Origin of the sequence: Micromonospora sp. C97, from assembly GCF_018070385.1 — a bacterium.
Taxonomy (GTDB): domain Bacteria; phylum Actinomycetota; class Actinomycetes; order Mycobacteriales; family Micromonosporaceae; genus Micromonospora; species Micromonospora parva.
On sequence record NZ_JAGPXU010000006.1, the window covers coordinates 44801 to 67885 of the forward strand.

The 23085-nt window shown below is 71.3% G+C and carries 17 protein-coding genes and 1 tRNA gene; 16 read left to right on the top strand and 2 right to left on the bottom strand.

Annotated features, from left to right (window positions below):
• The first annotated feature begins 28 nt into the window (after positions 1–28).
• The 14 genes from KBX26_RS11310 (at position 29) to KBX26_RS11375 (ending at position 18452) form a co-directional block, all read left to right on the top strand.
• Positions 29–1081 (top strand): substrate-binding domain-containing protein, encoded by a 1053-nt coding sequence (locus tag KBX26_RS11310; RefSeq protein ID WP_030330408.1) that lies wholly within the window; start codon positions 29–31, stop codon positions 1079–1081.
• Between the two features lie 54 nt (positions 1082–1135).
• Entirely contained in the window at positions 1136–2311 is a 1176-nt protein-coding gene (locus tag KBX26_RS11315) for a Gfo/Idh/MocA family protein (protein ID WP_374224275.1), read from the top strand.
• 639 nt (positions 2312–2950) lie between these two features.
• The gene (locus KBX26_RS11320) at positions 2951–4114 is read left to right on the top strand and encodes an inositol-3-phosphate synthase (RefSeq protein WP_030330406.1); all 1164 of its coding nucleotides are present in this window, start codon (positions 2951–2953) and stop codon (positions 4112–4114) included.
• A complete protein-coding gene (locus KBX26_RS11325) occupies positions 4098–5075 on the top strand; it encodes an SCO3242 family prenyltransferase (RefSeq protein WP_210865387.1) in 978 nt (325 codons plus the stop codon). Before KBX26_RS11320 ends, KBX26_RS11325 begins: the two co-directional genes overlap by 17 nt.
• Entirely contained in the window at positions 5072–5998 is a 927-nt protein-coding gene (locus KBX26_RS11330) for a sugar phosphate isomerase/epimerase (protein ID WP_210860189.1), read from the top strand. Before KBX26_RS11325 ends, KBX26_RS11330 begins: the two co-directional genes overlap by 4 nt.
• Before the next feature lie 20 nt (positions 5999–6018).
• Positions 6019–6627 carry an EboA domain-containing protein gene (locus tag KBX26_RS11335; protein WP_210865388.1) on the top strand — a complete coding sequence of 203 codons (609 nt, stop codon included), beginning with the start codon at positions 6019–6021 and terminating at the stop codon, positions 6625–6627.
• Between the two features lies 1 nt (position 6628).
• Entirely contained in the window at positions 6629–7486 is an 858-nt protein-coding gene (locus KBX26_RS11340; RefSeq protein ID WP_030330402.1) for a TatD family hydrolase, read from the top strand.
• Positions 7486–8685, top strand: coding sequence for a metabolite traffic protein EboE (gene eboE / locus KBX26_RS11345; RefSeq protein ID WP_210860194.1), 1200 nt, complete (start codon positions 7486–7488; stop codon positions 8683–8685). Before KBX26_RS11340 ends, eboE begins: the two co-directional genes overlap by 1 nt.
• The gene (locus tag KBX26_RS11350) at positions 8682–10097 is read left to right on the top strand and encodes an alkaline phosphatase family protein (RefSeq protein ID WP_030330400.1); all 1416 of its coding nucleotides are present in this window, start codon (positions 8682–8684) and stop codon (positions 10095–10097) included. The genes eboE and KBX26_RS11350 overlap by 4 nt, the downstream gene beginning before the upstream one ends.
• On the top strand, positions 10094–11161 hold the full coding sequence (locus KBX26_RS11355; protein WP_210865389.1) for a polyprenyl synthetase family protein: 1068 nt from the start codon (positions 10094–10096) through the stop codon (positions 11159–11161). The genes KBX26_RS11350 and KBX26_RS11355 overlap by 4 nt, the downstream gene beginning before the upstream one ends.
• 217 nt (positions 11162–11378) lie before the next feature.
• Positions 11379–14237, top strand: a complete 2859-nt coding sequence (locus KBX26_RS11360; protein WP_210865390.1) for a PQQ-dependent sugar dehydrogenase — start codon at positions 11379–11381, stop codon at positions 14235–14237.
• Positions 14238–14312: 75 nt separating this feature from the next.
• The gene (locus tag KBX26_RS11365; protein WP_210865391.1) at positions 14313–16427 is read left to right on the top strand and encodes a ThuA domain-containing protein; all 2115 of its coding nucleotides are present in this window, start codon (positions 14313–14315) and stop codon (positions 16425–16427) included.
• A gap of 301 nt (positions 16428–16728) precedes the next feature.
• Positions 16729–17232, top strand: coding sequence for a sensor histidine kinase (locus KBX26_RS11370; protein WP_210865392.1), 504 nt, complete (start codon positions 16729–16731; stop codon positions 17230–17232).
• A gap of 212 nt (positions 17233–17444) precedes the next feature.
• The gene (locus KBX26_RS11375; protein WP_210865393.1) at positions 17445–18452 is read left to right on the top strand and encodes a sugar phosphate isomerase/epimerase; all 1008 of its coding nucleotides are present in this window, start codon (positions 17445–17447) and stop codon (positions 18450–18452) included.
• Positions 18453–18516: 64 nt separating this feature from the next.
• On the opposite strand, the gene KBX26_RS11380 is transcribed toward KBX26_RS11375, so the two are convergent.
• The gene (locus tag KBX26_RS11380; RefSeq protein WP_030330394.1) at positions 18517–18921 is read right to left on the bottom strand and encodes a hypothetical protein; all 405 of its coding nucleotides are present in this window, start codon (positions 18919–18921) and stop codon (positions 18517–18519) included.
• A 297-nt stretch (positions 18922–19218) separates the two neighbouring features.
• Here KBX26_RS11380 and KBX26_RS11385 point away from each other — a divergent pair.
• Positions 19219–19291: transfer RNA gene (locus tag KBX26_RS11385), tRNA-Asn, on the top strand.
• Positions 19292–19449: 158 nt separating this feature from the next.
• Positions 19450–21567, top strand: a complete 2118-nt coding sequence (locus KBX26_RS11390) for an MMPL family transporter (protein ID WP_210865394.1) — start codon at positions 19450–19452, stop codon at positions 21565–21567.
• Between the two features lie 18 nt (positions 21568–21585).
• On the opposite strand, the gene KBX26_RS11395 is transcribed toward KBX26_RS11390, so the two are convergent.
• Positions 21586–22734, bottom strand: a complete 1149-nt coding sequence (locus tag KBX26_RS11395; RefSeq protein ID WP_210865395.1) for a class I SAM-dependent methyltransferase — start codon at positions 22732–22734, stop codon at positions 21586–21588.
• Positions 22735–23085 lie beyond the last annotated feature (351 nt).

Consider the following 23085-nt stretch of genomic DNA (forward strand, 5'->3'; position numbering starts at 1 on the left):
GTCACATCCCGCTCCCAGGAGGTCATTCATGACCCAGCACAGTCGCGACCTGTCGCGCCGCCGGTTGCTCTTCGGTGGAGCCGCAGTGGGCGCTGCCACCCTTCTCACCGCGTGCACCAGCAACGAGACTCCGGCCGCCAGCACCCAGACCAAGGCCGCCGGAAACGCCGAAGGCAACAACGCCCCGGGCAAGAAGGTCGTCATCGGCTTCTCCGCGCCGGCCGCCGACCACGGCTGGATGGGCGCGATCCACGCCAACGCCAAGGCGCAGGCCGCGGCCTACTCGGACGTGGAGTTCAAGGAGGTCGACGGCGGGTCGAACTCCGAGGCCCAGCGCTCCACGCTCGGCACGCTGATCGCCCAGAAGCCGGACATCATCGTCGTGCTGCCGCACGACGGCAAGGAGGTCAACGCCGTTGCCCTCCAGGCGATGCAGGCGGGCATCCCGATCGTGAACCTGGACCGGGCGTTCCCCGACGCGCTGGCCTCGCGGCTGGTCATCAAGGGCGACAACTACGGCATGGGCGTCTCGGCCGGGCACTTCATCGGCAAGATGCTCAAGGACAAGGGTGTCGCCAACCCGGTCATCGGTGAGATCGCCGGTCTGGAGATCCCGCTGACCGTCGAGCGCAGCAACGGCTTCAAGGCAGCCCTGGCCACCTACGGGTTCACGGTGAGCAACCGGCGCTCGGCCGAGTTCACCTCGGACAGCGGCCAGCGCGAGGCGGCCCAGCTGCTCCAGGCGCTGCCGAAGATCGACGCTGTCTGGAACCACGACGACGACCAGGGCATCGGTGTGCTCGCGGCCATCAAGCAGGCCAACCGGTCGGAGTTCTTCATGGTCGGCGGCGCGGGCTCCAAGCTCGCGATCGACGCGATCAAGGCCGACAACACCGTGCTGAAGGCCACTGTCACCTACAACCCGTCGATGGCCTCCTCGGCGGTCTCCCTCGCGCGGCTCATCGCGCAGGGTCGGGGCCTGGGCGACCTGACGGAGCTGCAGGTGCCCAAGGAAGTGACCCTGGCCTCGGAGACGATCACCAAGGAGAACGCGAGCAGCTACGACAAGCTCGGGTTCTGACATACCGGGGGGAGACCCACCTTGTCCACGAACGACAAAGAACTGCGGGTCGGCATGGTCGGCTACGCGTTCATGGGCGCCGCGCACTCGCAGGCGTGGCGCACCGTGAACCGCGTGTTCGACCTGCCGGCACGGGCCCGGATGGCGTTGATCTGCGGCCGAGACACAGCGAAGGTGGCCGACGCCGCCGACCGGCTCGGCTGGGACGCGTACACCACCGACTGGCGTGACCTGATCAACCGGGACGACATCGACGTCGTCGACATCTGCACCCCGGGCGACAGTCACGCCGAGATCGCTCTCGCCGCGTTGGCCGCCGGCAAGCACGTGCTGTGCGAGAAGCCGTTGGCCAACACGGTGGAGGAGGCACGGGCGATGACCGCCGCGGCGGACACCGCCCGGGCCGCCGGAGTGCGGTCGATGTGCGGGTTCAACTACCGCCGGGTCCCCGCGGTCACGATGATGCGCCAGTTGGTCGCCGACGGACGGCTAGGGGTGATTCGACACGTCCGTGCGACGTACCTGCAGGACTGGATCGTGGACCCGCAGTTCCCGCTGGTCTGGCGGTTGCAGAAGGACAGGGCGGGCTCCGGCGCGCTCGGTGACATCGGGGCGCACATCATCGACCTGACCCAGTACGTGACGGGTCAGCGGATCAGTGGCGTCAGCGCGGTCACCGAGACGTTCGTCAAGGAGCGGCCGTTGCCGGCCGAGTCGAGCGGTCTGGCGGCCACCGTGGACGGCGGCAGTGCGCCCACCGGGCCGGTAACCGTCGACGACGCCGCGGTCTTCGTGGCCCGGCTCGACGGTGGCGCGTTGGCCACGTACGAGGCCAGCCGCTTCGCGACCGGCCGCAAGAACGGCCTGCGCGTCGAGATCAACGGATCGCTGGGGAGCGTGGTCTTCGACCTGGAGCGCCTCAACGAGCTGGAGTTCTACGACGCCACCCGACCGGCCGCGGAGCAGGGCTTCAGCCGCATCCTGGTGACCGAGGGCGAGCACCCGTACATGTCGGCGTGGTGGCCCCCGGGCCACATCATCGGCTACGAGCACTCGTTCACGCACGAAATGCGCGACTTCATCGAGGCGGTCGCCACCGGTGTCGACCCGACTCCCTCCTTCGCCGACGCGTTGCAGGTCCAGCTGGTGCTGGACGCGGTGACGCGCTCGGCGGAGCTCGGCTCCTCCTGGGCCGAGGTGGCGCCGACGCTGACCGCGGCGGCCGTCTGACCTTTGACCATCCGCGACGGCGGTGAACGCGCCGCCGTCGCCCGACGGGCTTTCCGACGCCGACCGGCGAGGGACCAGCCACGGATTGCGCCCCGTGGCCGGGACAGAGGTCGGCATCGGGGAGCGTGCACCCGGGCCGTACGGCCCGGTGGCGCACGAGCAGGACGGTCGTCCGGTGTGACCGGACCGGGATTCCCCGGTCGCACCGGAGGACCGCCACCACCGGTGAGGATCCACAGGACCTGATGAGACCGTCCGCCGCTACCCCGAGCCCTGCCGTGCCCGCCCGCCGCTTTCCGGCGGGTCGTGGTCCGGTCGGTGTTCCGGTGGGCGCGGCGGCCTGAGGCGCCCGGCCGGGGCATGCCAACGCCCCGACCGGCCGGATGCGGGGGAGGCAGGGTCGAGACGCCGACCCGACCCTGCCTACCAGCCCCGTCTGCTCGCACCTGCCGGGACCGGTCCGGCGTCGTCGCCGCCGACGCCGACGTCGGAAGCCGGTGTTGTTCCGGTGCGGGACGGGCGGACGGGGCCCATCCACCCCGGCTGTTCGGAAAACCGGGGCGTATCTTTCCGAAACATATTCTGATATTCCTATATTTAGCGGTACCGACGGTTCCTCGTGAACGGGGAAGGAGCACCATGCGAACAGGTGTCTGGCTGGTAGGAGCGCGCGGGTCCGTTGCGACCACCAGCATCGTCGGAGGGCTCGCGCTGCGGGCCGGTCTGGCCGGGCCGACCGGCTGCGTCACCGAGCTGCCCGAGCTGCGCGGCCCGGCCCTGCCGGCCTTCGCCGACCTCGTCTTCGGCGGGCACGACCTGGCCACCACTCCGCTGTGCAAACGCGCCGAGGCCCTCGCTGACGCCGGTGTCATCCCCTGGCGGCTGGTCGCGGCGCTCCGCGACGAGCTGGGCGTGGTCGAGCAGGAGCTGCGCCCCGCACCGGTGGGCGACACCCAGGCCGACCGGGCCGCCGCCGTGGTCCGTGATCTCACCACCTTCCGGGAGCGGCACGAGCTGGACCGGGTGGTGGTGGTCAACGTCTCCGCCACCGAGCCGGCCCCTCGACCGCACCCCGGGCACGCCGACCCGGCCGCGCTGCGCGCCGCCCTCGACGGCCCGGACGAGGTGCTGCCGGTCAGCTCCCTCTACGGCTACGCGGCGCTGCTCGCCGGCTGCCCGTACGTCGACTTCACCCCGTCCACCGGGCTGCGGCTGCCGGCGCTCGCCGCGCTGGCCGAGGAGGCCCGCCTGCCGTACGCCGGGCACGACGGCAAGACCGGGGAAACCCTGGTCAAGTCGGTGCTCGCGCCGATGTTCGCGATGCGCAACCTGGCCGTGGGCTCCTGGTCCGGGGTCAACCTGCTCGGCGGCGGCGACGGCGCGACCCTCGCCGACCCGGCCGCGAACGCGGCGAAGGTGCAGAGCAAGCAGCGGGTGCTCGGTGAGACGTTGGGCTACGTCCCGCAGGGCGGCACCCGCATCGAGTTCGTCGAGGAGCTGGGCGACTTCAAGACCGCCTGGGATCTGATCACCTTCACCGGTTTCCTCGGCACCGGCATGCGGATGGAGTTCACCTGGCACGGCTGCGACTCGGCGCTGGCCGCGCCGCTGGTGCTCGACCTGGCCCGACTCACCGCCGCCGCGCACGCCGCCGGGCAGGTGGGACCGCTCGTCGACCTGGGCTTCTTCTTCAAGGACCCGCTGGGCGCGCCCACCCACTCGCTCGGCGAACAGTGGGCCCGGCTGACCGCCTTCACCCGGCAACTGCACGGCGAGGACGGTGCCCATGACAACGTTGGCTGATCTTGCCGAGCTGGTCCGCGCTCCGGCGGCGCTCTCGGTGCCCGGTGACGTGATCGCCGGGGCCGCGGCGGCCGGCGCGTTGAGCCCGCGTACCCCGGCTCTGGCCGGCGCCTCGGTGTTGCTCTACTGGGCCGGCATGGCCGCCAACGACTGGGCCGACCGACGCCTGGACGCCGAGGAGCGGCCCGAACGACCGATCCCGAGCGGGCGGGTCACCCCGGCCGCCGCGGTCGGTCTCGCGGCGGGCCTCACCGCCGCCGGCGTGGGCCTGGCCGCCGCCGTGGGCGGTCGCCGCGCCGCCGCGCTCGCCGTGCCGCTGGCCGCCACCATCTGGGGGTACGACCTGCTGGCCAAGAACACCGCCGCCGGCCCGGCGGTGATGGCCGCCTGCCGGGGCCTGGACGTGTTGCTCGGCGCGTCCGGCGGCCGGCTGACCCGGGCGTTGCCGGCGGCGGCGACAGTCGCCGCGCACACCTGGACGGTCACCGCGCTGTCCCGCCGGGAGGTCACCGGCGCCGACGCCACCCTGCCGATGCGCACCCTGGCCGGCACCGCGCTGGTCGCCGCCAGCGCCGCCGTCGCCGCGCCAGGGGCCCGACGCGCCGCCGCTCGTAGCGCTGAACAGGCCGGAGTCACCGACCGAGCCGGAGCCACCGACCGGGCCGAGGCCGTCGGCGAGATCGGGGTGAGCGCGGGCCGCGGCCGCGCGGCCGGGATCGCCGCGGTGCTGCCCGCCGTGCTGGCCGGCTGGTACGCCGCCCGGTACGGCGCGGCCCAGGCCCAGGTTGTCCGGGACCCGTCGGCCGGACGGGTCCGCGCCGCCGTCGGCGCCGGGATCACCGGGCTGCCGGCCCTCCAGGGTGCCCTCACCGCGCGCGGTGGAGCAGGGCTGCTCGGGGTGGCCGTCGCGGCGGCCGCGCCGCTGGGTCGACGGCTGGCCCGGAAGGTCTCCCCGACATGAGCGTCCCCGAGCCCCGACCGGGCGCGCCGGCCGCCGACGCCACGACGCTGCGCCTCGGGTACGGCACGAACGGTTTCGCCAACCACCGGCTCGACGACGCGCTCGCCGTCATCGCCGAACTCGGCTACGACGGGGTGGCGCTCACCCTGGACCACGACCACCTGGACCCGTTCGCGCCCGGGCTCACCCGCCGGGTCGCCGCCGTCGGTCGCCGGCTGGAATCGTTGGGCCTGGCCGTGGTCATCGAGACCGGGGCCCGCTACCTGCTCGACCCGTGGCAGAAGCACGCCCCCACGTTGCTGCACGACGACCCGACCCGGCGCATCGAGTTCCTGCGGCGGGCCGTGCGGATCGGTGCCGACCTGGGCGCGGAGGCGGTCTCGTTCTGGGCCGGCGTCCGACCCGAGGCGGTGCCGCAGCAGTGCGCCTGGGACCGGCTGGTGGCCGGGTGTGCCACGGTGGTCGACGCGGCCGACGCCGCCGGCGTCACAGTCGGGTTCGAACCGGAGCCGGGCATGCTGGTGCAGGACATCGCCGACTGGCGTCGGCTGTACGCCGCCCTCGGCAGCCCGGCCCGCTTCGGCATCACCCTCGACATCGGCCACTGCCGGTGCCTGGAGCCGTGGCCGGTGCCGCAGTGCGTCGCCGAGGTGGCCGATCACCTGGTCAACGTGCAGATCGACGACATGCGCCGGGGCGTGCACGAGCACCTGGAGTTCGGGGTCGGCGAGATCGACTTTCCGCCGGTGCTGGCCGCGCTGCGCGACGCCGGCTACCGCGGCCTGGTCGCCGTCGAGCTGCCCCGCGACTCGCACGCCGCACCCGCCGTGGCCGCCCGGTCGATCGAGTTCCTGCGTGCCGCCGCACTGGCCGGCGGCACGAAGGACGAACTGCCCGCAGACATTCCTGGGGTGCCTGCGTAGCAACAAGGGGAGGAGACGGGATGACACCGGATTCACTACGGGCCGCGCTGGGAGGCGTACCCGATCCCGACTGGCTGGACACGGCGTTGCGCCGGGTCACCACCGAGCCCACCGCGATCACCCGGCTCTTCCCCGCCGTCGGCCGCCGCTGCGGCCGGGCCGCGCTGCCCGACGCCCCCGGCTGGACCGCCGACGACGCGGCCCGGGTGCTGCTGCTGACCAGCCTGCCCGGCGAGCACGCGGAGTACGCCGAGCGCCTCTACCAGCACGGTGACGCGGCCGAGCGGCGAGCCGTGCTGCGGGCCCTGTCGCTGCTGCCGATCGGCGCCGCCGGCGTGCCGTTGCTGCACGACGCGATCCGGACCAACGACACCCGGCTGGTTGCCGCCGCGCTCGGCCCGTACGCCCGGCACCTCGACCCGGCCGCCTGGCGACAGGCGGTGCTCAAGTGCGTGTTCAGCGGCGTCCCCCTGGCCGCGGTGGCCGACCTGGACACCCGGGCCGACGGCGAACTGGCCGCGATGCTGGCCGCGCTCGCCGCCGAACGGCACGCCGCCGGCCGGGACCTGCCCGCCGACGCCACCGACCTGCTCCACCGGCTCACCGCCGCACTGCCCCGGGAGGCGTGACATGCGCATCTTCGACCCCCACATCCACATGACCTCACGCACCACCGACGACTACGAACGGATGGCCGCCGCCGGCGTGCGCGCGGTGGTGGAACCGGCGTTCTGGCTGGGGCAACCGCGCACCAGCGCGGCCTCGTTCACCGACTACTTCGACTCGCTGATCGGTTGGGAGCCGTTCCGGGCCGGGCAGTTCGGGGTGCGCCACTTCGCCACCATCGCGCTGAACCCCAAGGAGGCCAACGACCCGCGCTGCCGTCCGGTCCTCGACCTGCTGCCCCGCTACCTGGACAAGGACGCGGTGGTCGCGGTCGGCGAGATCGGGTACGACTCGATGACGCCCGAGGAGGACGAGGCGTTCGCCGCGCAGCTCGCCCTCGCTGTGGCGTACGACCTGCCGGCGCTGGTGCACACCCCGCACCGGGACAAGGCGCGCGGCTGCGAGCGGACCCTCGCCGTGGTCGCCGAGTCCGGCATCGACGCGGGTCGCGTGGTGGTCGACCACCTCAACGAGGTGACCGTCAAGCTCGTCAGGGACAGCGGCTGCTGGCTGGGCTTCTCGATCTACCCGGACACCAAGATGACCCCGCAGCGGATGGTGGAGCTGCTGCGCGAGTACGGTACGGACCGGATGCTCGTCAACTCGGCGGCCGACTGGGGGCGCTCCGACCCGCTGCTGACCCGGGCTACCGGCGAGGCGATGCTGGCGGCCGGCTTCAGCGACGACGACGTCGACACGGTGTTGTGGCGCAACCCGGTGGAGTTCTACGGGCAGTCGGGGCGGCTCGACCTCAGCGACCTGGACGTCAGCGCCGCCGTGGACCCGCAGACCGGCAACTCGATCCTGCGCGGCGGTAGCTGATGCGGCTGCGACACGCCGGCGGCGAGACCGTCCACCTCGGCTACTGCACCAACGTGCACCCCGCCGAGGACCTCGCCGGCATCCTCGGCCAACTGGACACCTACGCCCTGCCGGTGCGTCAGGCGCTCGGCAGTGACCTGCTCGGGCTCGGCCTGTGGCTGGCCGCCCCGGTCGCCGCCGAGCTGGCCGCCGACCCGACGCTGCGCCGCCGGCTCCGCGTCGAACTGGACGCGCGCGGTCTGGAGGTGGTCACCCTCAATGGCTTCCCGTACGCGGCCTTCCAGGCGCCGGTGGTGAAGCAGGACGTGTACCACCCGGACTGGACCACCGAGCAGCGTCTGACGTACACACTGGATCTGGCCCGGGTGCTCGCCGACCTGCTGCCCGACGACGCGGCCCGGGGTTCGATCTCCACCCTGCCGCTGGCCTGGCGGCAACCGTGGGACACCGGCCGCGCGGACGCGGCGCGACAGCGACTGGACCAGCTGGCCGCCGGCCTGGCCACGGTGCAGCGGGACACCGGCCGTGAGGTGCGCATCGCCTTCGAGCCGGAGCCCGGTTGTGTCGTGGAGAGCACCGCTCAGGCCGCCGCGTTGCTGTCCGGAATGGACACCGACCGGTTGGGTGTCTGTGTCGACCTGGCCCATCTGGCCTGCGCCTGGGAGGAGCCCGCCGAGGCGCTGGAACGGCTGCGGGCCGCCGGCCTTCCGGTGGTGAAGGTGCAGGTGTCGGCCGCCGTCGAGGCCGCCGACCCGGAGGGTGGGGCCGAGGCGCTGCGCCGCTGGGTGGAGCCCCGCTTCCTGCACCAGACCCGGGGTGCCGGTTGTGCCGGTCTTTCCGACCCGGCCGACCCGGCGTACGCGGCCGACGACCTGGACGAGGCGCTGGACCGGGCGCTCCCCGGCCCGTGGCGGGTGCACTACCACGTGCCCCTGCACGCCCCGCCCGAGGAACCGCTCGGCTCGACCCTGCCGGTGCTCCGCGCGGCCCTGAGAGCGCTCTTCGAGGGTCCGACCGCCGGCTGCGACCACCTCGACGTCGAGACGTACACCTGGGGGGTGCTGCCGGCCGCCCGACGGCCCGGCACCGATGCGGAGCTGGCCGCCGGTATCGCCGCGGAACTGGCCTTCGCCCGCGACGAACTGGTCGGCCTCGGCCTGACCGCGCAGCGATCCGTGAGTATGGGAGTGACGCGATGAGCCGGCGACTGGTGGTCCTCGACGTGGTGGGGTTGACGCCCCGACTACTGGCGCACATGCCGCGACTGCGGGGAGTCGCCGACGGCGGCTTCCGGGCCGAGCTGGGCACCGTGCTGCCCGCCGTGACCTGCTCGGTGCAGTCCACCTTCCTCACCGGCGAGCCGCCCAGCGGGCACGGGATCGTCGGCAACGGGTGGTACTTCCGGGAACTGGGCGAGGTGTTGCTGTGGCGGCAGCACAACGCGCTGGTCGGCGGGGACAAGCTCTGGCAGGCCGCCCGCCGGGCCGAACCCGGCTACACGGTGGCCAACGTCTGCTGGTGGTACGCCATGGGCGCCGACGTGAACTGGACTGTCACGCCCCGGCCGGTCTACTACGCCGACGGGCGCAAGGAGCCGGACTGCTACACCGACCCGCCGGAGCTGCACGACGCGCTCACCGGGCGGTTGGGCACGTTCCCGCTGTTCACCTACTGGGGGCCGACGGCCGGGTTGCCGTCGTCACGGTGGATCTGCCAGGCGGCCGAGCAGATCCTCGCCGACGTGTCACCCGACCTGACGCTGGTCTACGTGCCGCACCTGGACTACGACCTGCAACGCTTCGGCCCCTCGTCGGCCGAGGCCGCCGCGGCGGCGGCCGAGCTGGACGCCGTCCTCGGCCCACTGCTGGACGCCGCCCGGGCCCGGGACGCCACTGTGGTGGTGCTGTCGGAGTACGGCATCACCGACGTGTCCCGGCCGGTGGACGTCAACCGGTTACTGCGCGCCGAAGGGCTGTTACGGGTGCACACCCAGGCCGGCATGGAGTACCTCGATCCGTGGACGTCGAAGGCGTTCGCTGTCGCCGACCACCAGGTGGCGCACGTCTACGTCAAGGACCCGGCCGACGTCGCGGCGGTGGCGAAGCTCTGCGCCAACCTGCCCGGGGTGGCCGAGGTGCTCGACGCCGACGGCAAGGCCGCACACGGGCTGGACCACCCGCGCGCCGGTGAGCTGGTGCTCGTGGCCGAACCGGACGCCTGGTTCACGTACTACTACTGGTTGGACGACGCCCGGGCGCCGGACTTCGCCCGGCTGGTGGAGATTCACCGCAAGCCGGGTTACGACCCGGCGGAGTTGTTCTTCGACCCGGCCAACCCCGGTGCCGCGAAGGCCCGGGCCGGGGTCGCGCTGGCTCGCAAGAAGCTCGGCATGCGCTACCTGATGAGCGCTGTCGGCCTGGACGCCGGCGCGCGGGCGGTGCGCGGTTCGCACGGGCGGCTGCCGGACGACCCGGCCGACGCCCCGGTGCTGCTCTGCTCCGACCCGACGGCGGCCCGCGACAAGATCGCGGCCACCGAGGTCAAGGCGCTGCTGCTGGAGCTGGCCGGATTAGGCGTCGACGGCGCGAGCGGTTCAGGGGAGCGGACATGACGGTCACCGTCGCGCCCACCGACACGAGCGGACTGCGGGCACGCTTCGACGCGGAACTGGCCGGGTTCCTGGAGCGGCAGGGCCCGGACTGGCCCGACGGCGCGCCGCGTGGCGTGTTCACCGCCCTGCAACGGTTCGTGCTGGCCGGTGGCAAACGGATACGACCGCTCTTCTGCTACTGGGGCTGGCGCGGGGCGGGCGCGGCCGACGGCACCCCGATCGTGGTGGCGGCCGCCGCCCTGGAGCTGTTCCACGCGTTCGCGCTGATCCACGACGACATCCTGGACGGCAGCGACCGCCGCCGCGGTGAGCCGTCGGTGCACCGGCTCTTCGCCGACCTGCACGCCCGCTCGTCGTGGCGGGGTGACCCCGAGGCGTACGGCCGCAACACCGCGCTGCTCTGCGGGGACCTCTGCGCCGCGTGGTCGGATCAGATGTTCCACGAGTGCGGGCTGAGCACCGAGCAGGTGCACCGGGGTTACGGCGTGTTCGCGCTGATGCGTACCGAGGTGATCGCGGGGGAGTACCTGGACCTGGTCTCGGGCGTCGGGGACGGCTCGGTGGCCAGCGCGCTCACCGTGATCCGGATGAAGGCCGCCCGGTACACGGTCACCCGACCGTTGCAGATCGGCGCGGCCCTGGCCGGCGCGGGACCGGAGCTGATCGCCGCGCTGGGCGAGTTCGGTGACCCGCTGGGTGACGCTTTCCAGCTCCGTGACGACGTGCTGGGCGTCTTCGGTGATCCGGCGGTCACCGGGAAGTCGGTCCTGGACGACCTGCGTGAGGGCAAGCCGACGGTCATGATGGCGCTGGCCCGCAGCGCCGCCGACCGGTCGCAGACCGTCCGGCTGCGGGAGCTGTTCGGCAACCCGGCGTTGGACGCCGAGGGCGCGGCGGAGTTGCGCGAGATCATCGAGGCGACCGGCGCGCGGGAGCGGATCGAGCAGATGATCCGGGTCCGGACGGCGGCCGCGCTGTCCGCCCTACAGAGCGCGGCGGTGGCCGACGAGGCCCGCGTGGCCCTGGTCGAGCTGGCCGGGCAGGCGATCGACCGACGCGCCTGACCGGCGACTTTCGATCAAATCGACGAAAGTTGATGCTGAACCGCCGGAAGATATAGACACATCGACACATGGGACTTAGTGTCGTGACCAACACGACAATGTTTCGTCGAGGTGAACCGGCGGCGCGGTAACCCATCGACCCCCACCACCGCTACGGCATCCGGCGCGACGGCGCGCGCCCGGCCTGGCAGTCACTCGTCAGGAAGGGGCAGCACAGATGTCCAAGAAGGATGTTCCCAGACAACGGTCCCGACGATGGTTCTCCGCCGGATCGGCACTGCTGCTCGCGGTCGCCGCCGGCACTGTCACACTCGCCGCCGGCTCGGCCCCCGCGCAGGCGCACACCATCGTCGCCAGCGACTTCCAGCAGGTCGAGTTGGCCCGCGGCGTGACCGACATGGGTGAGCCGATGTCCCTGGCGGTGCTGCCGGACCGCTCGGTCCTGCACACCGCCCGCAACGGCACCCTGCGCCGCACCGACGCCAACGGCACCACCAGCGTGATCGGCACCCTGTCGGTCTACACCCACGACGAGGAGGGGTTGCAGGGCGTCGGAGTCGACCCGGGCTTCGCCAGCAACCGGTACATCTACCTCTACTACGCCCCGCCGCTCTCCACCCCCGGCGGTGACGCGCCGGCCACCGGCACCGACTTCTCGGCCTGGAACGGCGTCAACCGGCTCTCCCGGTTCACCCTCAACGCGGACTTCACGCTCAACCAGTCCAGCAAGGTCGACGTGCTCGACGTGCCGGCCAACCGGGGCCTGTGCTGCCACGTCGGTGGGGACATCGACTTCGACGCCGCCGGCAACCTCTACCTGTCCACCGGCGACGACACCAACCCGTTCGAGTCCGCCGGCTACTCGCCGCTGGACGAGCGGACCAACCGCAACCCCGCGTACGACGCGCAGCGCAGCGCCGGCAACACCAACGACCTGCGCGGCAAGATCCTGCGGATCAAGGTGAACGCCAACGGCACGTACTCCATCCCGTCGGGCAACCTGTTCGCCCCCGGTACGGCCAAGACCCGGCCGGAGATCTACGCGATGGGGTTCCGCAACCCGTTCCGGATCAGCGTGGACAAGGCCACCGGGGTGGTCTACGTCGGTGACTACGGGCCGGACGCCGGCTCCACCAGCTCCACCCGAGGGCCGTCCGGCCAGGTCGAGTTCAATCGGGTCGCCGCACCGGGCAACTACGGCTGGCCGTACTGCACCGGCACCAACACCAGCACCGAGACGTACAACGAGTGGGACTTCGCGACGAACACCAGCGGCGCGAAGTACAACTGCACCGGCGGGCCGACGAACAACTCGTTCCGCAACACCGGCCTGACCACCCTGCCGCCGGCCCAGCCGGCCTGGATCCGGTACGCCGGCGACGCCGGCACCCCGACCGAGTTCGGCGGTGGCTCCGAGTCGCCGATGGGCGGTCCGGTCTACCGGTACAACGCCTCGTCGACCTCCACCACCAAGTTCCCGCAGTCGTTCGACGGGCAGTTCTTCGCCACCGAGTTCGGCCGCGGCTGGATCAAGCCGATCCACGTCAACGCCGACGGCTCCCGGGGCACCATCGACACCTTCCCCTGGGTCGGCAAGCAGGTGATGGACTCCGCGTTCGGCCCGGACGGCGCGTACTACGTGCTCGACTACGGCACCGGCTACTTCAACGGTGACGCCAACTCGGCGCTCTACCGCTTCGACTACGTCGGTGGCGGCAACCGGGCGCCCACCGCGAAGGCCAGCGCCAACCGCACGTCCGGGGCAGCCCCGCTCACCGTGGCGTTCTCCTCGGCCGGCTCGTCCGACCCCGAGGGCGGCGCGCTCACCTACTCGTGGGCGTTCGGTGACGGAACCACCTCCACCTCGGCGAACCCGTCGAAGACGTACAACGCCAACGGCACCTACACCGCCACGTTGACGGTGCGGGACCCGCAGGGCGCCACCGGCAGCAGCAGCGTGCAGATCAGCGTCGGCAACACCGCGCCCACGGTCACGATCAACAACCCGGGTAACGGTCAGCTGTTCAGCTTCGGGGACACCGTGCCGTACAGCATCACGGTGACCGACCCGGAGGACGGCACCATCGACTGCACCAAGGTCAAGATGACCTACGTGCTCGGGCACGACCAGCACGGGCACCAGATCACCTCGAAGACCGGTTGCTCGGGATCGATCACCATCCCGGTCGACGGCGAGCACGACGACGCGGCGAACATCTTCGCGATCTTCGACGCCGAGTACACCGACGCCGGTGGGCTGACCACGCACACCCAGCACACGCTGCCGCCGCGGCACCGTCAGGCCGAGTTCTACGCCACCTCGTCGGGGATCAACGTGTTCAGCAAGACCCCGGCCGAGGGTGGCAAGACCGTCGGTGACATCAACAACGGCGACTGGATCGCCTTCCAGCCGTACCGACTGGGCAACGTGACCTCGTTCAACGCCCGGGTCTCCTCGGCGGGTGCCGGTGGCACCCTCCAGGTCCGGGCCGGCTCGGCCACCGGCACGGTGCTCGGCTCGGCCACGGTCCCGGTCACCGGCGGCTGGGAAACCTTCACCACCGTCACCGGGACGATCAGCAATCCGCCGACCGGCACGACCACCCTCTACCTGACCTTCGCCGGGTCGGGCACCGGGGCGCTCTACGACCTGGACGCGTTCACCTTCGTCACCGGCACGCCGCCGGCCAGCGGGACCGGGCCGATCAAGGGCCTGGGCGGCAAGTGCCTGGACGTGCGGGGCGCCGCCACCGCCGACGGCACGCAGATCCAGATCTACACCTGCAACGGCAGCGCGGCGCAGACCTGGGCGGTCACCGCGAACTCGACGATCAAGTCGTTGGGCAAGTGCCTGGACGTCTCGGGTGCCGGCACCGCGGACGGCACCAAGATCCAGCTCTGGACCTGCAACGGCACGGCCGCGCAGAACTGGGCCGCCCAGGCCGACGGCACGCTCCGCAACCCGTCGTCCGGCAAGTGCCTCGATGTCTCCGGTAACAGCTCCGCCGACAGCACCGTGGTCCACCTGTGGACCTGTGTCAGCGGTGCCGCCAACCAAAAGTGGACCCTGCCCTGAGCTGGCGGGAGGGGCCCTTCGACAACGCCTAGTGTGGTGCGAGGGGCCCCTCCTAACCGCAATTAGGAGAGCGATATGCGCAGACGCCTGCGACCCGTCCTCGGTGCGGCAATGGCCGCACTCGCCGTCATCGCCTGTACCACCCCGGCCACCCCGGCCAGCGCCGCCGACGCCCCGTACGACGTGCTGGTGTTCTCCAAGACCGCCGGTTTCCGGCACGACGCGATCCCGGTCGGCATCCAGACCATCCGCGACCTGGGCGCGGCGAACAACTTCACCGTCACCGCGACCGAGGACGCCGCCGCGTTCACCACCAGCAACCTGAACCAGTACGAGGCGGTCGTCTTCCTCAACACCACCGGCGACGTGCTCAACGCCAGCCAGCAGACCGCCTTCGAGTCGTACATCGGCTCCGGTCGCGGGTACGTGGGTGTGCACGCCGCAGCCGACACCGAGTACGACTGGCCGTTCTACGGCAACCTGGTGGGCGCGTGGTTCGCCTCGCACCCGGCGATCCAGCAGGCCAACATGAAGGTGGAGGACCGGGGCCACGCGGCGACCGGGCATCTGCCGCAGACCTGGACCCGCACCGACGAGTGGTACAACTACCGCACCAACGCCCGGTCGACCGCGCACGTGCTGGCCACCCTTGACGAGTCGTCGTACTCCGGCGGCGGCATGGGTGCCGACCACCCGCTGAGCTGGTGCAAGAGCTACAGCGGCGGCCGGTCCTTCTACACCGGCGCGGGGCACACCCAGGCGTCGTACGCGGAGCCGGCGTTCCGCAACCACCTGCTCGGCGGCATCCGGTACGCCTCCGGTCGGAGCAAGGCCGACTGCCGGCCCGAGACCGGCTACACCCCGCTGTTCAACGGCTCGACGGCCGGTTGGTCACAGGCCGGCCCGGGCAGCTTCACCAACTCCGACGCCACCCTGACCTCGGTCGGCGGCATGGGGTTGTTCTGGTACAACGCCAAGCAGTTCACCAACTACTCGCTGAAGCTGGACTGGAAGCTGGCCGGTGACGACAACTCCGGCATCTTCATCGGTTTCCCACCGTCGAGTGACCCGTGGTCGGCGGTCGACAACGGTTACGAGATCCAGATCGACGCCACCGACGCGACCGACCGCACCACCGGCGCGGTCTACACCTTCAAGTCCGCCGACATCGCCGCTCGCGACGCGGCGTTGAACGCGCCGGGGGAGTGGAACACCTACGAACTGCTGGTCGAGGGGGAGCGGCTGCAGATCTTCCTGAACGGCGTGAAGATCAACGACTTCACCAACACCAACCCGGTCCGATCGCTGGCCGGCCACATCGGCATCCAGAACCACGGCACCGGTGACGACGCCTCGTTCCGCAACATCCGGATCAAGGAGTTGGGCACCACGCCGCCGCCGACCGGCAACACCACGATCCAGGCCGAGACGTTCAGCGCGGCCAACGGCGTCTCCGCGTTCACCAAGGCGGGCGCCAACGGCGGGCAGACCATCGGCTACATCGACCCGGGCGACTGGGCCGCCTACAACGGCGTCAACCTGACCGGGGTCACCTCGTTCACGTCCCGGGTCGTCTCCGGCGGCGCTGGCGGCACCATCCAGGTGCGCACCGGTTCGGCCACCGGCCCGGTGCTGGGCTCGGTCGCCGTGCCCAACACCGGCAGTTGGACGACCTTCGCCAACGTCACCACGGCGCTGTCCAACGTCCCGTCCGGCACCCAGAACCTGTATCTCACCTTCACCGGTAGCGGCACCGGGCTCTTCGACGTGGACGACTTCACACTGGTCAAGGGGAGCGGCGGCAGCACCGGGGTCGGCCCGATCAAGGGTCTCGCCGGCAAGTGCCTGGACGTGCGCAACGGTGCCACCGCCGACGGCACCCAGATCCAGATCTACACCTGCAACAGCAGCGCGGCGCAGACGTGGACGGTGACGCCGAACTCGACGATCAAGGCGCTCGGCAAGTGCCTGGACGTCAACGGCAGCGGCACCGCCGACGGCACCAAGATCCAGCTCTGGACGTGCAACGGCACCGGCGCGCAGAACTGGGCGGCGCAGTCCGACGGCACCCTGCGCAACCCGTCGTCGGGCAAGTGCCTGGACGTCTCCGGCAACAACTCCGCCGACAGCACGATCGTGCACCTCTGGACCTGCCTCAACGCCGCCAACCAGAAGTGGACCCTGCCCTGACCGACTGATCCCGGAGGGGCTGCGACCCGCGTCGTCGGCCCCTCCGCCTCGGCACAAGCGCGACGAGCGGTGTCGCCAACGAGCGTGATGCCTCTGAGTCATCCTGATGACTCAGAGGCATCACTGCTTCGCCCGCCGGCCCGCCATCACCGCTTCGCCCGGCCGCCGTGGGCGCGGGGTTGCGGGGGAGTCGGAGCCTCGGTGTGGGCTGATCCCCGCACCGCTGCCGGGGCATTCGGATGCGGCACATTGCGTGGACGCCGCCGACCGCTTCACAGCTGGCTGCCGTACCTTGACCAGCATGGGGTTGTTCGCGCAGTGGCGTGGGACGGTGCTGGCGCGAGGCCATCAGCTGCTCGGTGCGCTGGGCCGGGCGGAGGAGCCCGACGACCCGTCCGAGCCGACGCCCAGCCTGAACCGTCTCGACGCCTTGGTGGAGGGCTTCACCGCCGGCCAACCGGTGCGGTGGAGCATGGCCGGGCAACCCCGGCCGCTGCCCGGCCCGGTCGACGTGGTGGCGTACCGGATCATCGAGGAAGCGCTGACCAACGCCTGCCGGCACGCGCCGGGCGCTCCGGTCGGGGTCCGCCTGCGCTACGACGCCGCGGGCATCACCATCGAGATCCGCGACGAGGGCGCCGGGCCCGCCCCGGCAGGCGGCGGCAGCCAGGTCGCCGGGCGAGGTCTGCTCGGGGTACGCAGGCGCGCCGAGCGGCTCGGCGGCACCTTCTCCGCCGGCCCGCGCGCCGGAGGGGGCTTCACCGTACGGGCGGTCCTGCCCGCCCCCGAGGAAATGATCGGATGAACTGTCGACTCCAGGGCTTCCCCGATCGGGCACCTCGGAAATAGGCTGAGGGCGGCGACCGTGCTGGTGGCCGGTGACCCGGTGGGAGGCGCAACCCGCCGGGCCCAGGTGTGTTCCGCACCCACCGGTGACCGCGCGAACGCCGCGTACGTCCGGTCACCCCTCGCCCCGGTCCGCACAGGGAATCCCCATCACAACAGGGGAGAAGGACAATGGCGCGACCCATCACGCTCTTCACCGGCCAGTGGGCCGATCTTCCGTTCGAGGAGGTCTGCCGGCTCGCCTCCGAGTGGGGCTACGACGGTCTGGAGATCGCCTGCTGGGGCGACCACTTCGAGGTCGACAAGGCGCTCGCCGACGACTCGTACGTCGAGCGGAAGAAGGAGACCCTCGCGAAGTACAACCTCCAGGTCTTCACGATCTCCAACCACCTCGTCGGCCAGGCGGTCTGCGACCACCCGATCGACGAGCGGCACCAGGACATCCTGCCCGGCCGCATCTGGGGCGACGGAGAGCCCGAGGGGGTTCGCCAGCGGGCCGCCGAGGAGATCAAGGACACCGCGCGGGCGGCGGCGAAGCTCGGGGTGAAGACCGTTGTCGGCTTCACCGGTTCGTCGATCTGGCACACCCTGGCGATGTTCCCGCCGGTGCCGCCGGCGATGATCGAGCGCGGCTACCAGGACTTCGCCGACCGGTGGAACCCCATCCTCGACGTGTTCGACGAGGTGGGGGTGCGGTTCGCCCACGAGGTGCACCCCAGCGAGATCGCGTACGACTACTGGACGACGAAGCGGACGCTGGAGGCGATCGGCAACCGGCCCGCGTTCGGGCTGAACTGGGACCCGTCGCACTTCGTGTGGCAGGAGCTGGACCCGGTGAACTTCATCTTCGACTTCGCCGACCGCATCTACCACGTGGACTGCAAGGACGCGAAGGTGCGTACCGGGGACGGCCGGCGTGGCCGGCTCGCCTCGCACCTGCCCTGGGCGGACCTGCGCCGCGGGTGGGACTTCGTCTCCACCGGCCACGGCGACGTGCCCTGGGAGGACTGCTTCCGCGCGTTGAACGCGATCGGCTACACCGGCCCGATCTCGGTCGAGTGGGAAGACGCGGGGATGGACCGGCTGGTCGGCGCCCCGGAGGCGTTGCAGTTCGTCCGCCGGCTCGCCTTCGACGCACCGAGCGCCGCCTTCGACGCGGCGTTCAGCAGCAAGGACTGATCGCACCCCGGACCGACCACGGGCCGGTCGCCCTGCGGCGACCGGCCCGTGTACGTGCGTGTGGTCAGAGCGTGCTGGCGTTCGTGCCCGAGCCGGACGGCTTGGTGCGGGGGTTCGTGGACGACGGCGACCCGGAGGTCGTGCCGACCGTGCTGGTGCCCGCCTTGGCGCCCACGGTGGCGGGCGTGCCGGCGAACGCGTCGTCGGCGGCGGTCAGCTCCTGCTTGCCGGTGCTGCCGTTGCCGGTGCCCAGCTTCTCGGCCAGTTTGGTCTGGCCGAGCTTGTCCTTGCCCTCGCTGTAGAGCTTGTTGGCCTGGGCCTGCGCGACCCCGGCCGCCTCCTGGACGGTCGGGTGGTCGAGCACCTTGCGGCCCCGAACCACGAGCTCTTCGTACTTTTCCCGGCCGGCACGGGCGCCCAGGACGAATCCCGCAGCCAGCCCGCCAAGAAACATGATCTTTCCGCGCATGGCGGCTCCTTCCGTACCTGACGCGCCGTCATCCTCCCGGTGAGTTGCCCCGTCGGAAGGCGACCTGTTCGCGCCTGCGTCCTCTGTCCGCAGCTAACTACCCATCCTGCTCTCCGCTCAAGCATGTCTGGGCCGGGATGGCGATTTACCCTGTATGTCGATGTGTCGTGGCACCTGACCTGCGGATGTCGATCATCAGGTGTCCGGGTGTAACCCACTGGACCGCCACGGGGGAAAGTCCTGTACTCTTGTCCCGTCGCACGGCGTCGGCGAGATCCGATTCCGGGCGGTGCACGATCCCCTGTAGCTCAATTGGCAGAGCAGCCGGCTGTTAACCGGCAGGTTATTGGTTCGAGTCCAATCGGGGGAGCTTCTCCACCCAACGCCCGTCGGCCTGATGCCGACGGGCGTTTTCGTGTGTGTGACCCTGTTTCACCCACCCTGGACCTGCCTGCCCGGCAGGATGGTCGATGTCGACTGAGGCTCCCGCTGCGTCGATTGATGCGTCGATCCTTGAGGTGAGTGCGGATGTCCGGACGAGGCGGCAGGGCCACGCTGATCGCGGTGGCGGTCGTGCTGGCCTGGTTGGTGATCGGCGGCGTGTCCGGCCCGTACGCAGGACGTCTGAGCGAGGTGGCCACCAACGACAACGCGGCCTTCCTGCCCACCGACGCCGAGGCGACCCGTGCCCAGGATCTCGCCGGCGAGTTCGTCGACCGGCAGACCACCCCGGCGCTGGTCGTCTACGAGCGGCGCTCCGGGATCACCGACGCGGACCGGCAACGGGTCAGCGCCGACATCGCCCGGTTCGCCCAGATCCCCGGCGTGGTCACCCCGCTGCCCCCGCCCATCCCGAGCGAGGACGGCCAGGCACTGCAGGTCGTCGTGCCGGTGGACGACGCCGAGGGCGAGGAGATCGGCGCGGTCGTCGAGCAACTGCGCGACATCACCGGCGGCGACCGGGACGGCCTCACCGTCGACGTCTCCGGCCCGGCCGGCCTGCTCGCCGACCTGATCGAGGTCTTCTCGGCGATCGACGGCCCACTGCTGCTGGTCACCCTGGTCGTGGTGCTGATCATCCTGCTGGTCGTCTACCGCAGCCCGGTCCTCTGGATTTTCCCGCTGCTCGCCGCCGGCATGTCGTACGCCCTCGCCTCGGTCTTCGTCTACCTGCTCGCCGACGCGGACGTGCTCAAGCTCAACGGGCAGGCCCAGGGCATCCTCACCGTGCTGGTCTTCGGCGCCGGCACCGACTACGCGCTGCTGCTGATCGCCCGCTACCGGGAGGAGCTGCACCAGCACGACCGGCCCTGGGACGCCATGCGCGCCGCCTGGAAGGGTGCCGCGCCGGCCATCATCGCCTCCGGCGGCACCGTCATCGTCAGCCTGCTCTGCCTGCTGCTGTCCAGCCTCAACTCCAACCGGGCGCTCGGCCCGGTCGCCGCCATCGGCATCGGCGCCACCCTGCTGGTGATGCTCACCTTCCTGCCCGCGCTGCTGGTGCTCGGCGGGCGGTGGGCGTTCTGGCCCCGACGGCCCGAAGCCGACCAGGCCGACCCACGGGCCGAACACGGCATCTGGAGCCGCATCGCCGGCTTCGTCGCCCGGCACGCCCGGCCGATCTGGCTGAGCACCGCCGTGGTGCTGGCAGTGCTGACGCTCGGCCTCACCCAGCTCGGCGCCACCACCCTCGGCCAGTCCGACCTCTTCACCCAGCGCACCGACTCGGTGGACGGCCAGGAAGTGATCTCCCGGCACTACCCGGCCGGCACCGGCAGCCCGGCCACCATCTTCACCACCGAGCAGACCGCCCGGCAGGTCGCCCAGGTCGCGAAGGACGTCCCCGGCGTCGCCGACGTCCGCCCCCTCACCACCGGGCCGCAGACCGGCCCACCCGAGGCGAACGCCGCCCCGAAGGTCGTCGACGGGCGGGTGCAGTTGGAAGCCACGCTGGCCGACCCACCCGACAGCGACGGCGCCGAACGGACCATCCGCGAGCTGCGGGTCGCCGTACACCAGGTGCCCGGCGCGGACGCGGTGGTCGGCGGCTTCACCGCGATCAACGTGGACACCTCGGACGCCGCGAAGCGCGACCAGAACGTCATCATCCCGGTGGTGCTGGTGGTCATCGCGGTCATCCTGGCCCTGCTGCTGCGCGCGCTGCTCGCTCCGGTGCTGCTGATCGCCACCGTGCTGCTCAGCTTCGCGGCGACCCTCGGTCTCTGCGCGCTGCTGTTCCGCCACGTCTTCGACTTCCCCGGCGTGGACTCGTCGTTCCCGCTGTTCGCGTTCGTCTTCCTGGTCGCGCTCGGCATCGACTACAACATCTTCCTGATGAGCCGGGTCCGCGAGGAGTCGGTGAAGCGCGGCACCCGCGCCGGGGTGCTCTCCGGTCTCGCCGTCACCGGCGGCGTGATCACCTCCGCCGGCATCGTGCTCGCCGCGACGTTCTCCGCCCTCGCCGTCCTGCCGCTTGTGGTGCTCGTCGAGCTGGGTACCGCTGTCGCGATCGGGGTGCTGATCGACACCATTGTCGTCCGCTCGCTGCTGGTGCCCGCGCTCGCGTACGACATCGGGCCGAAGATCTGGTGGCCGGGCCGGTTGTCCCGGGCGAACGGCGAGCGGGAGGTACGCGACGCTGGTTGAGACGTTCGCGCGCCGCTGTCAGTCCGGCACGCCGGCGCGCTGCCGCACTCCCCGGGGAATCCAGGACGGCGCTCCGCCGTCCAGATTGCGCTCCTTCTCGACGAACGCCAGGTTGTGGTAGAAGTGCACGCCCCCGATGTCCGGGTCGGTGAAGGCAGGGGTCCGTCCGACGATCTCCTCGTGGTGCAGGCCGTCGACGAGCGTCTTGAGGAACCCGAGGCTCGTCGCCGGGTCGTCGTAGGTCCCGGCCCGACCGCCGAAGGTCGGCCAGTACGACGTCTGCAGGTCCTCCATGACGTACAGGCCGCCGTGGCGCAGGACGGGGAAGAGGGAGGCGAACGAGGCGAGCAGGTGGGCGCTGACGTGGCTGCCGTCGTCGATGACGATGTCCGGCCGGCCCATCACCTCCACCACCCGGGCCAGGTCGGCGGGGGACGACTGGTCGCCCTGCAGCACTGTGACCCGCTGGTCGGTGAGGTGCGACTTGTCGACGATGTCGAGCCCGTAGACGAGCGCCCGGGGAAAGTAGCGCCGCCAGACCTCCAGTGACGCCCCGCCGCGGTGCTGGTCACCGAACCCGCCCACCCCGATCTCCAGGATGGTCAGTGGCTGGTCGCGCAGCGGGCCGAAGTGCTGCTCGTACCGGCGGGGGTAGGTGTGGTGGCCCCACTTGTCGGAGCCGTAGCGGACGCAGAGTTCGACCAGGCCGATGTCGTACGGCCGGTCCAGCGCGTCCACGAGTCGGCGGACCACGTCGTAGGCGGGCAGTGGGCGGTCGAACGCCGACGGATCCTCCAGGTGCCCCCAGTGGACCACCCGGCTCGCGCTGGACTGCGCGCCGCGCGGCCCGAACAGGCTGCGGACCACCTCGGTGAGGTCCTGGGTCAGCGACGCGTCGGGCGTCCCGACGGGCTCGGGGAGGTGTGCGATCCCCGCCGACCCGACCTGGAGCCCGTACCGGATCGTCGCGTCGCCGTGCCGCAGTCCCACCTGGACGGCGACGTCGGGGCCCGCCGGCACGTCCGCCCGGTGCAGCAGCTCGCGGACCACGGTGGCGGCGACGGCGTCCGCCCCGAGGTCGTCGATCACCGCCGTGATGCCGTCGGCGCTGCCCCCGGCCGCGGAGATGAGTCTGCCGAGTCCCGTTCGATCCACAGTCGTCTGCATCAGAAGATCATAAATGTCTACAGCAGTGTTTCGGGGTACGTGGCAGACCCGACGACCGGTCGCCCGGTGCTGTCGCGCGGACCGCTGGACGGGCCCTGACCAGCCACTTTGGCGCATCCGAGCGGGCCGTTGCGGCGGCCTCGCCGTCGCTGGGCCAGCGGATCGCCCAGTTGCGAAAGTTGGAACCCGGGAAATTCCGGGGTTTAACCCCCGTCGATCCGCGCTGACCTGGGGTTTCGCCGGCTGACCGGCCGTCCTGTCGGGTTCGGCCAACCGGTACATCGGACAAAATGCCGCGGCCCGTAGAAACGAATTTAATACGGCCCGACATCGATGCCTTGCCGGGTCCTA

Bases quoted from the DNA above. Each gene is read 5' to 3' on its own strand.
- KBX26_RS11375 (WP_210865393.1), top strand. From the start codon at position 17,445: ATGGCGCGACCCATCACGCTCTTCACCGGCCAGTGGGCCGATCTTCCG.
- KBX26_RS11350 (WP_030330400.1), top strand. From the start codon at position 8,682: ATGAGCCGGCGACTGGTGGTCCTCGACGTGGTGGGGTTGACGCCCCGA.
- KBX26_RS11360 (WP_210865390.1), top strand. From the start codon at position 11,379: ATGTCCAAGAAGGATGTTCCCAGACAACGGTCCCGACGATGGTTCTCC.
- KBX26_RS11390 (WP_210865394.1), top strand. From the start codon at position 19,450: ATGTCCGGACGAGGCGGCAGGGCCACGCTGATCGCGGTGGCGGTCGTG.
- KBX26_RS11315 (WP_374224275.1), top strand. From the start codon at position 1,136: ATGGTCGGCTACGCGTTCATGGGCGCCGCGCACTCGCAGGCGTGGCGC.
- KBX26_RS11365 (WP_210865391.1), top strand. From the start codon at position 14,313: ATGCGCAGACGCCTGCGACCCGTCCTCGGTGCGGCAATGGCCGCACTC.
- KBX26_RS11340 (WP_030330402.1), top strand. From the start codon at position 6,629: ATGCGCATCTTCGACCCCCACATCCACATGACCTCACGCACCACCGAC.
- KBX26_RS11380 (WP_030330394.1), bottom strand. From the start codon at position 18,921: ATGCGCGGAAAGATCATGTTTCTTGGCGGGCTGGCTGCGGGATTCGTC.
- KBX26_RS11325 (WP_210865387.1), top strand. From the start codon at position 4,098: ATGACAACGTTGGCTGATCTTGCCGAGCTGGTCCGCGCTCCGGCGGCG.
- KBX26_RS11320 (WP_030330406.1), top strand. From the start codon at position 2,951: ATGCGAACAGGTGTCTGGCTGGTAGGAGCGCGCGGGTCCGTTGCGACC.
- KBX26_RS11310 (WP_030330408.1), top strand. From the start codon at position 29: ATGACCCAGCACAGTCGCGACCTGTCGCGCCGCCGGTTGCTCTTCGGT.
- KBX26_RS11335 (WP_210865388.1), top strand. From the start codon at position 6,019: ATGACACCGGATTCACTACGGGCCGCGCTGGGAGGCGTACCCGATCCC.
- KBX26_RS11370 (WP_210865392.1), top strand. From the start codon at position 16,729: ATGGGGTTGTTCGCGCAGTGGCGTGGGACGGTGCTGGCGCGAGGCCAT.
- KBX26_RS11395 (WP_210865395.1), bottom strand. From the start codon at position 22,734: ATGCAGACGACTGTGGATCGAACGGGACTCGGCAGACTCATCTCCGCG.
- eboE (WP_210860194.1), top strand. From the start codon at position 7,486: ATGCGGCTGCGACACGCCGGCGGCGAGACCGTCCACCTCGGCTACTGC.
- KBX26_RS11330 (WP_210860189.1), top strand. From the start codon at position 5,072: ATGAGCGTCCCCGAGCCCCGACCGGGCGCGCCGGCCGCCGACGCCACG.
- KBX26_RS11355 (WP_210865389.1), top strand. From the start codon at position 10,094: ATGACGGTCACCGTCGCGCCCACCGACACGAGCGGACTGCGGGCACGC.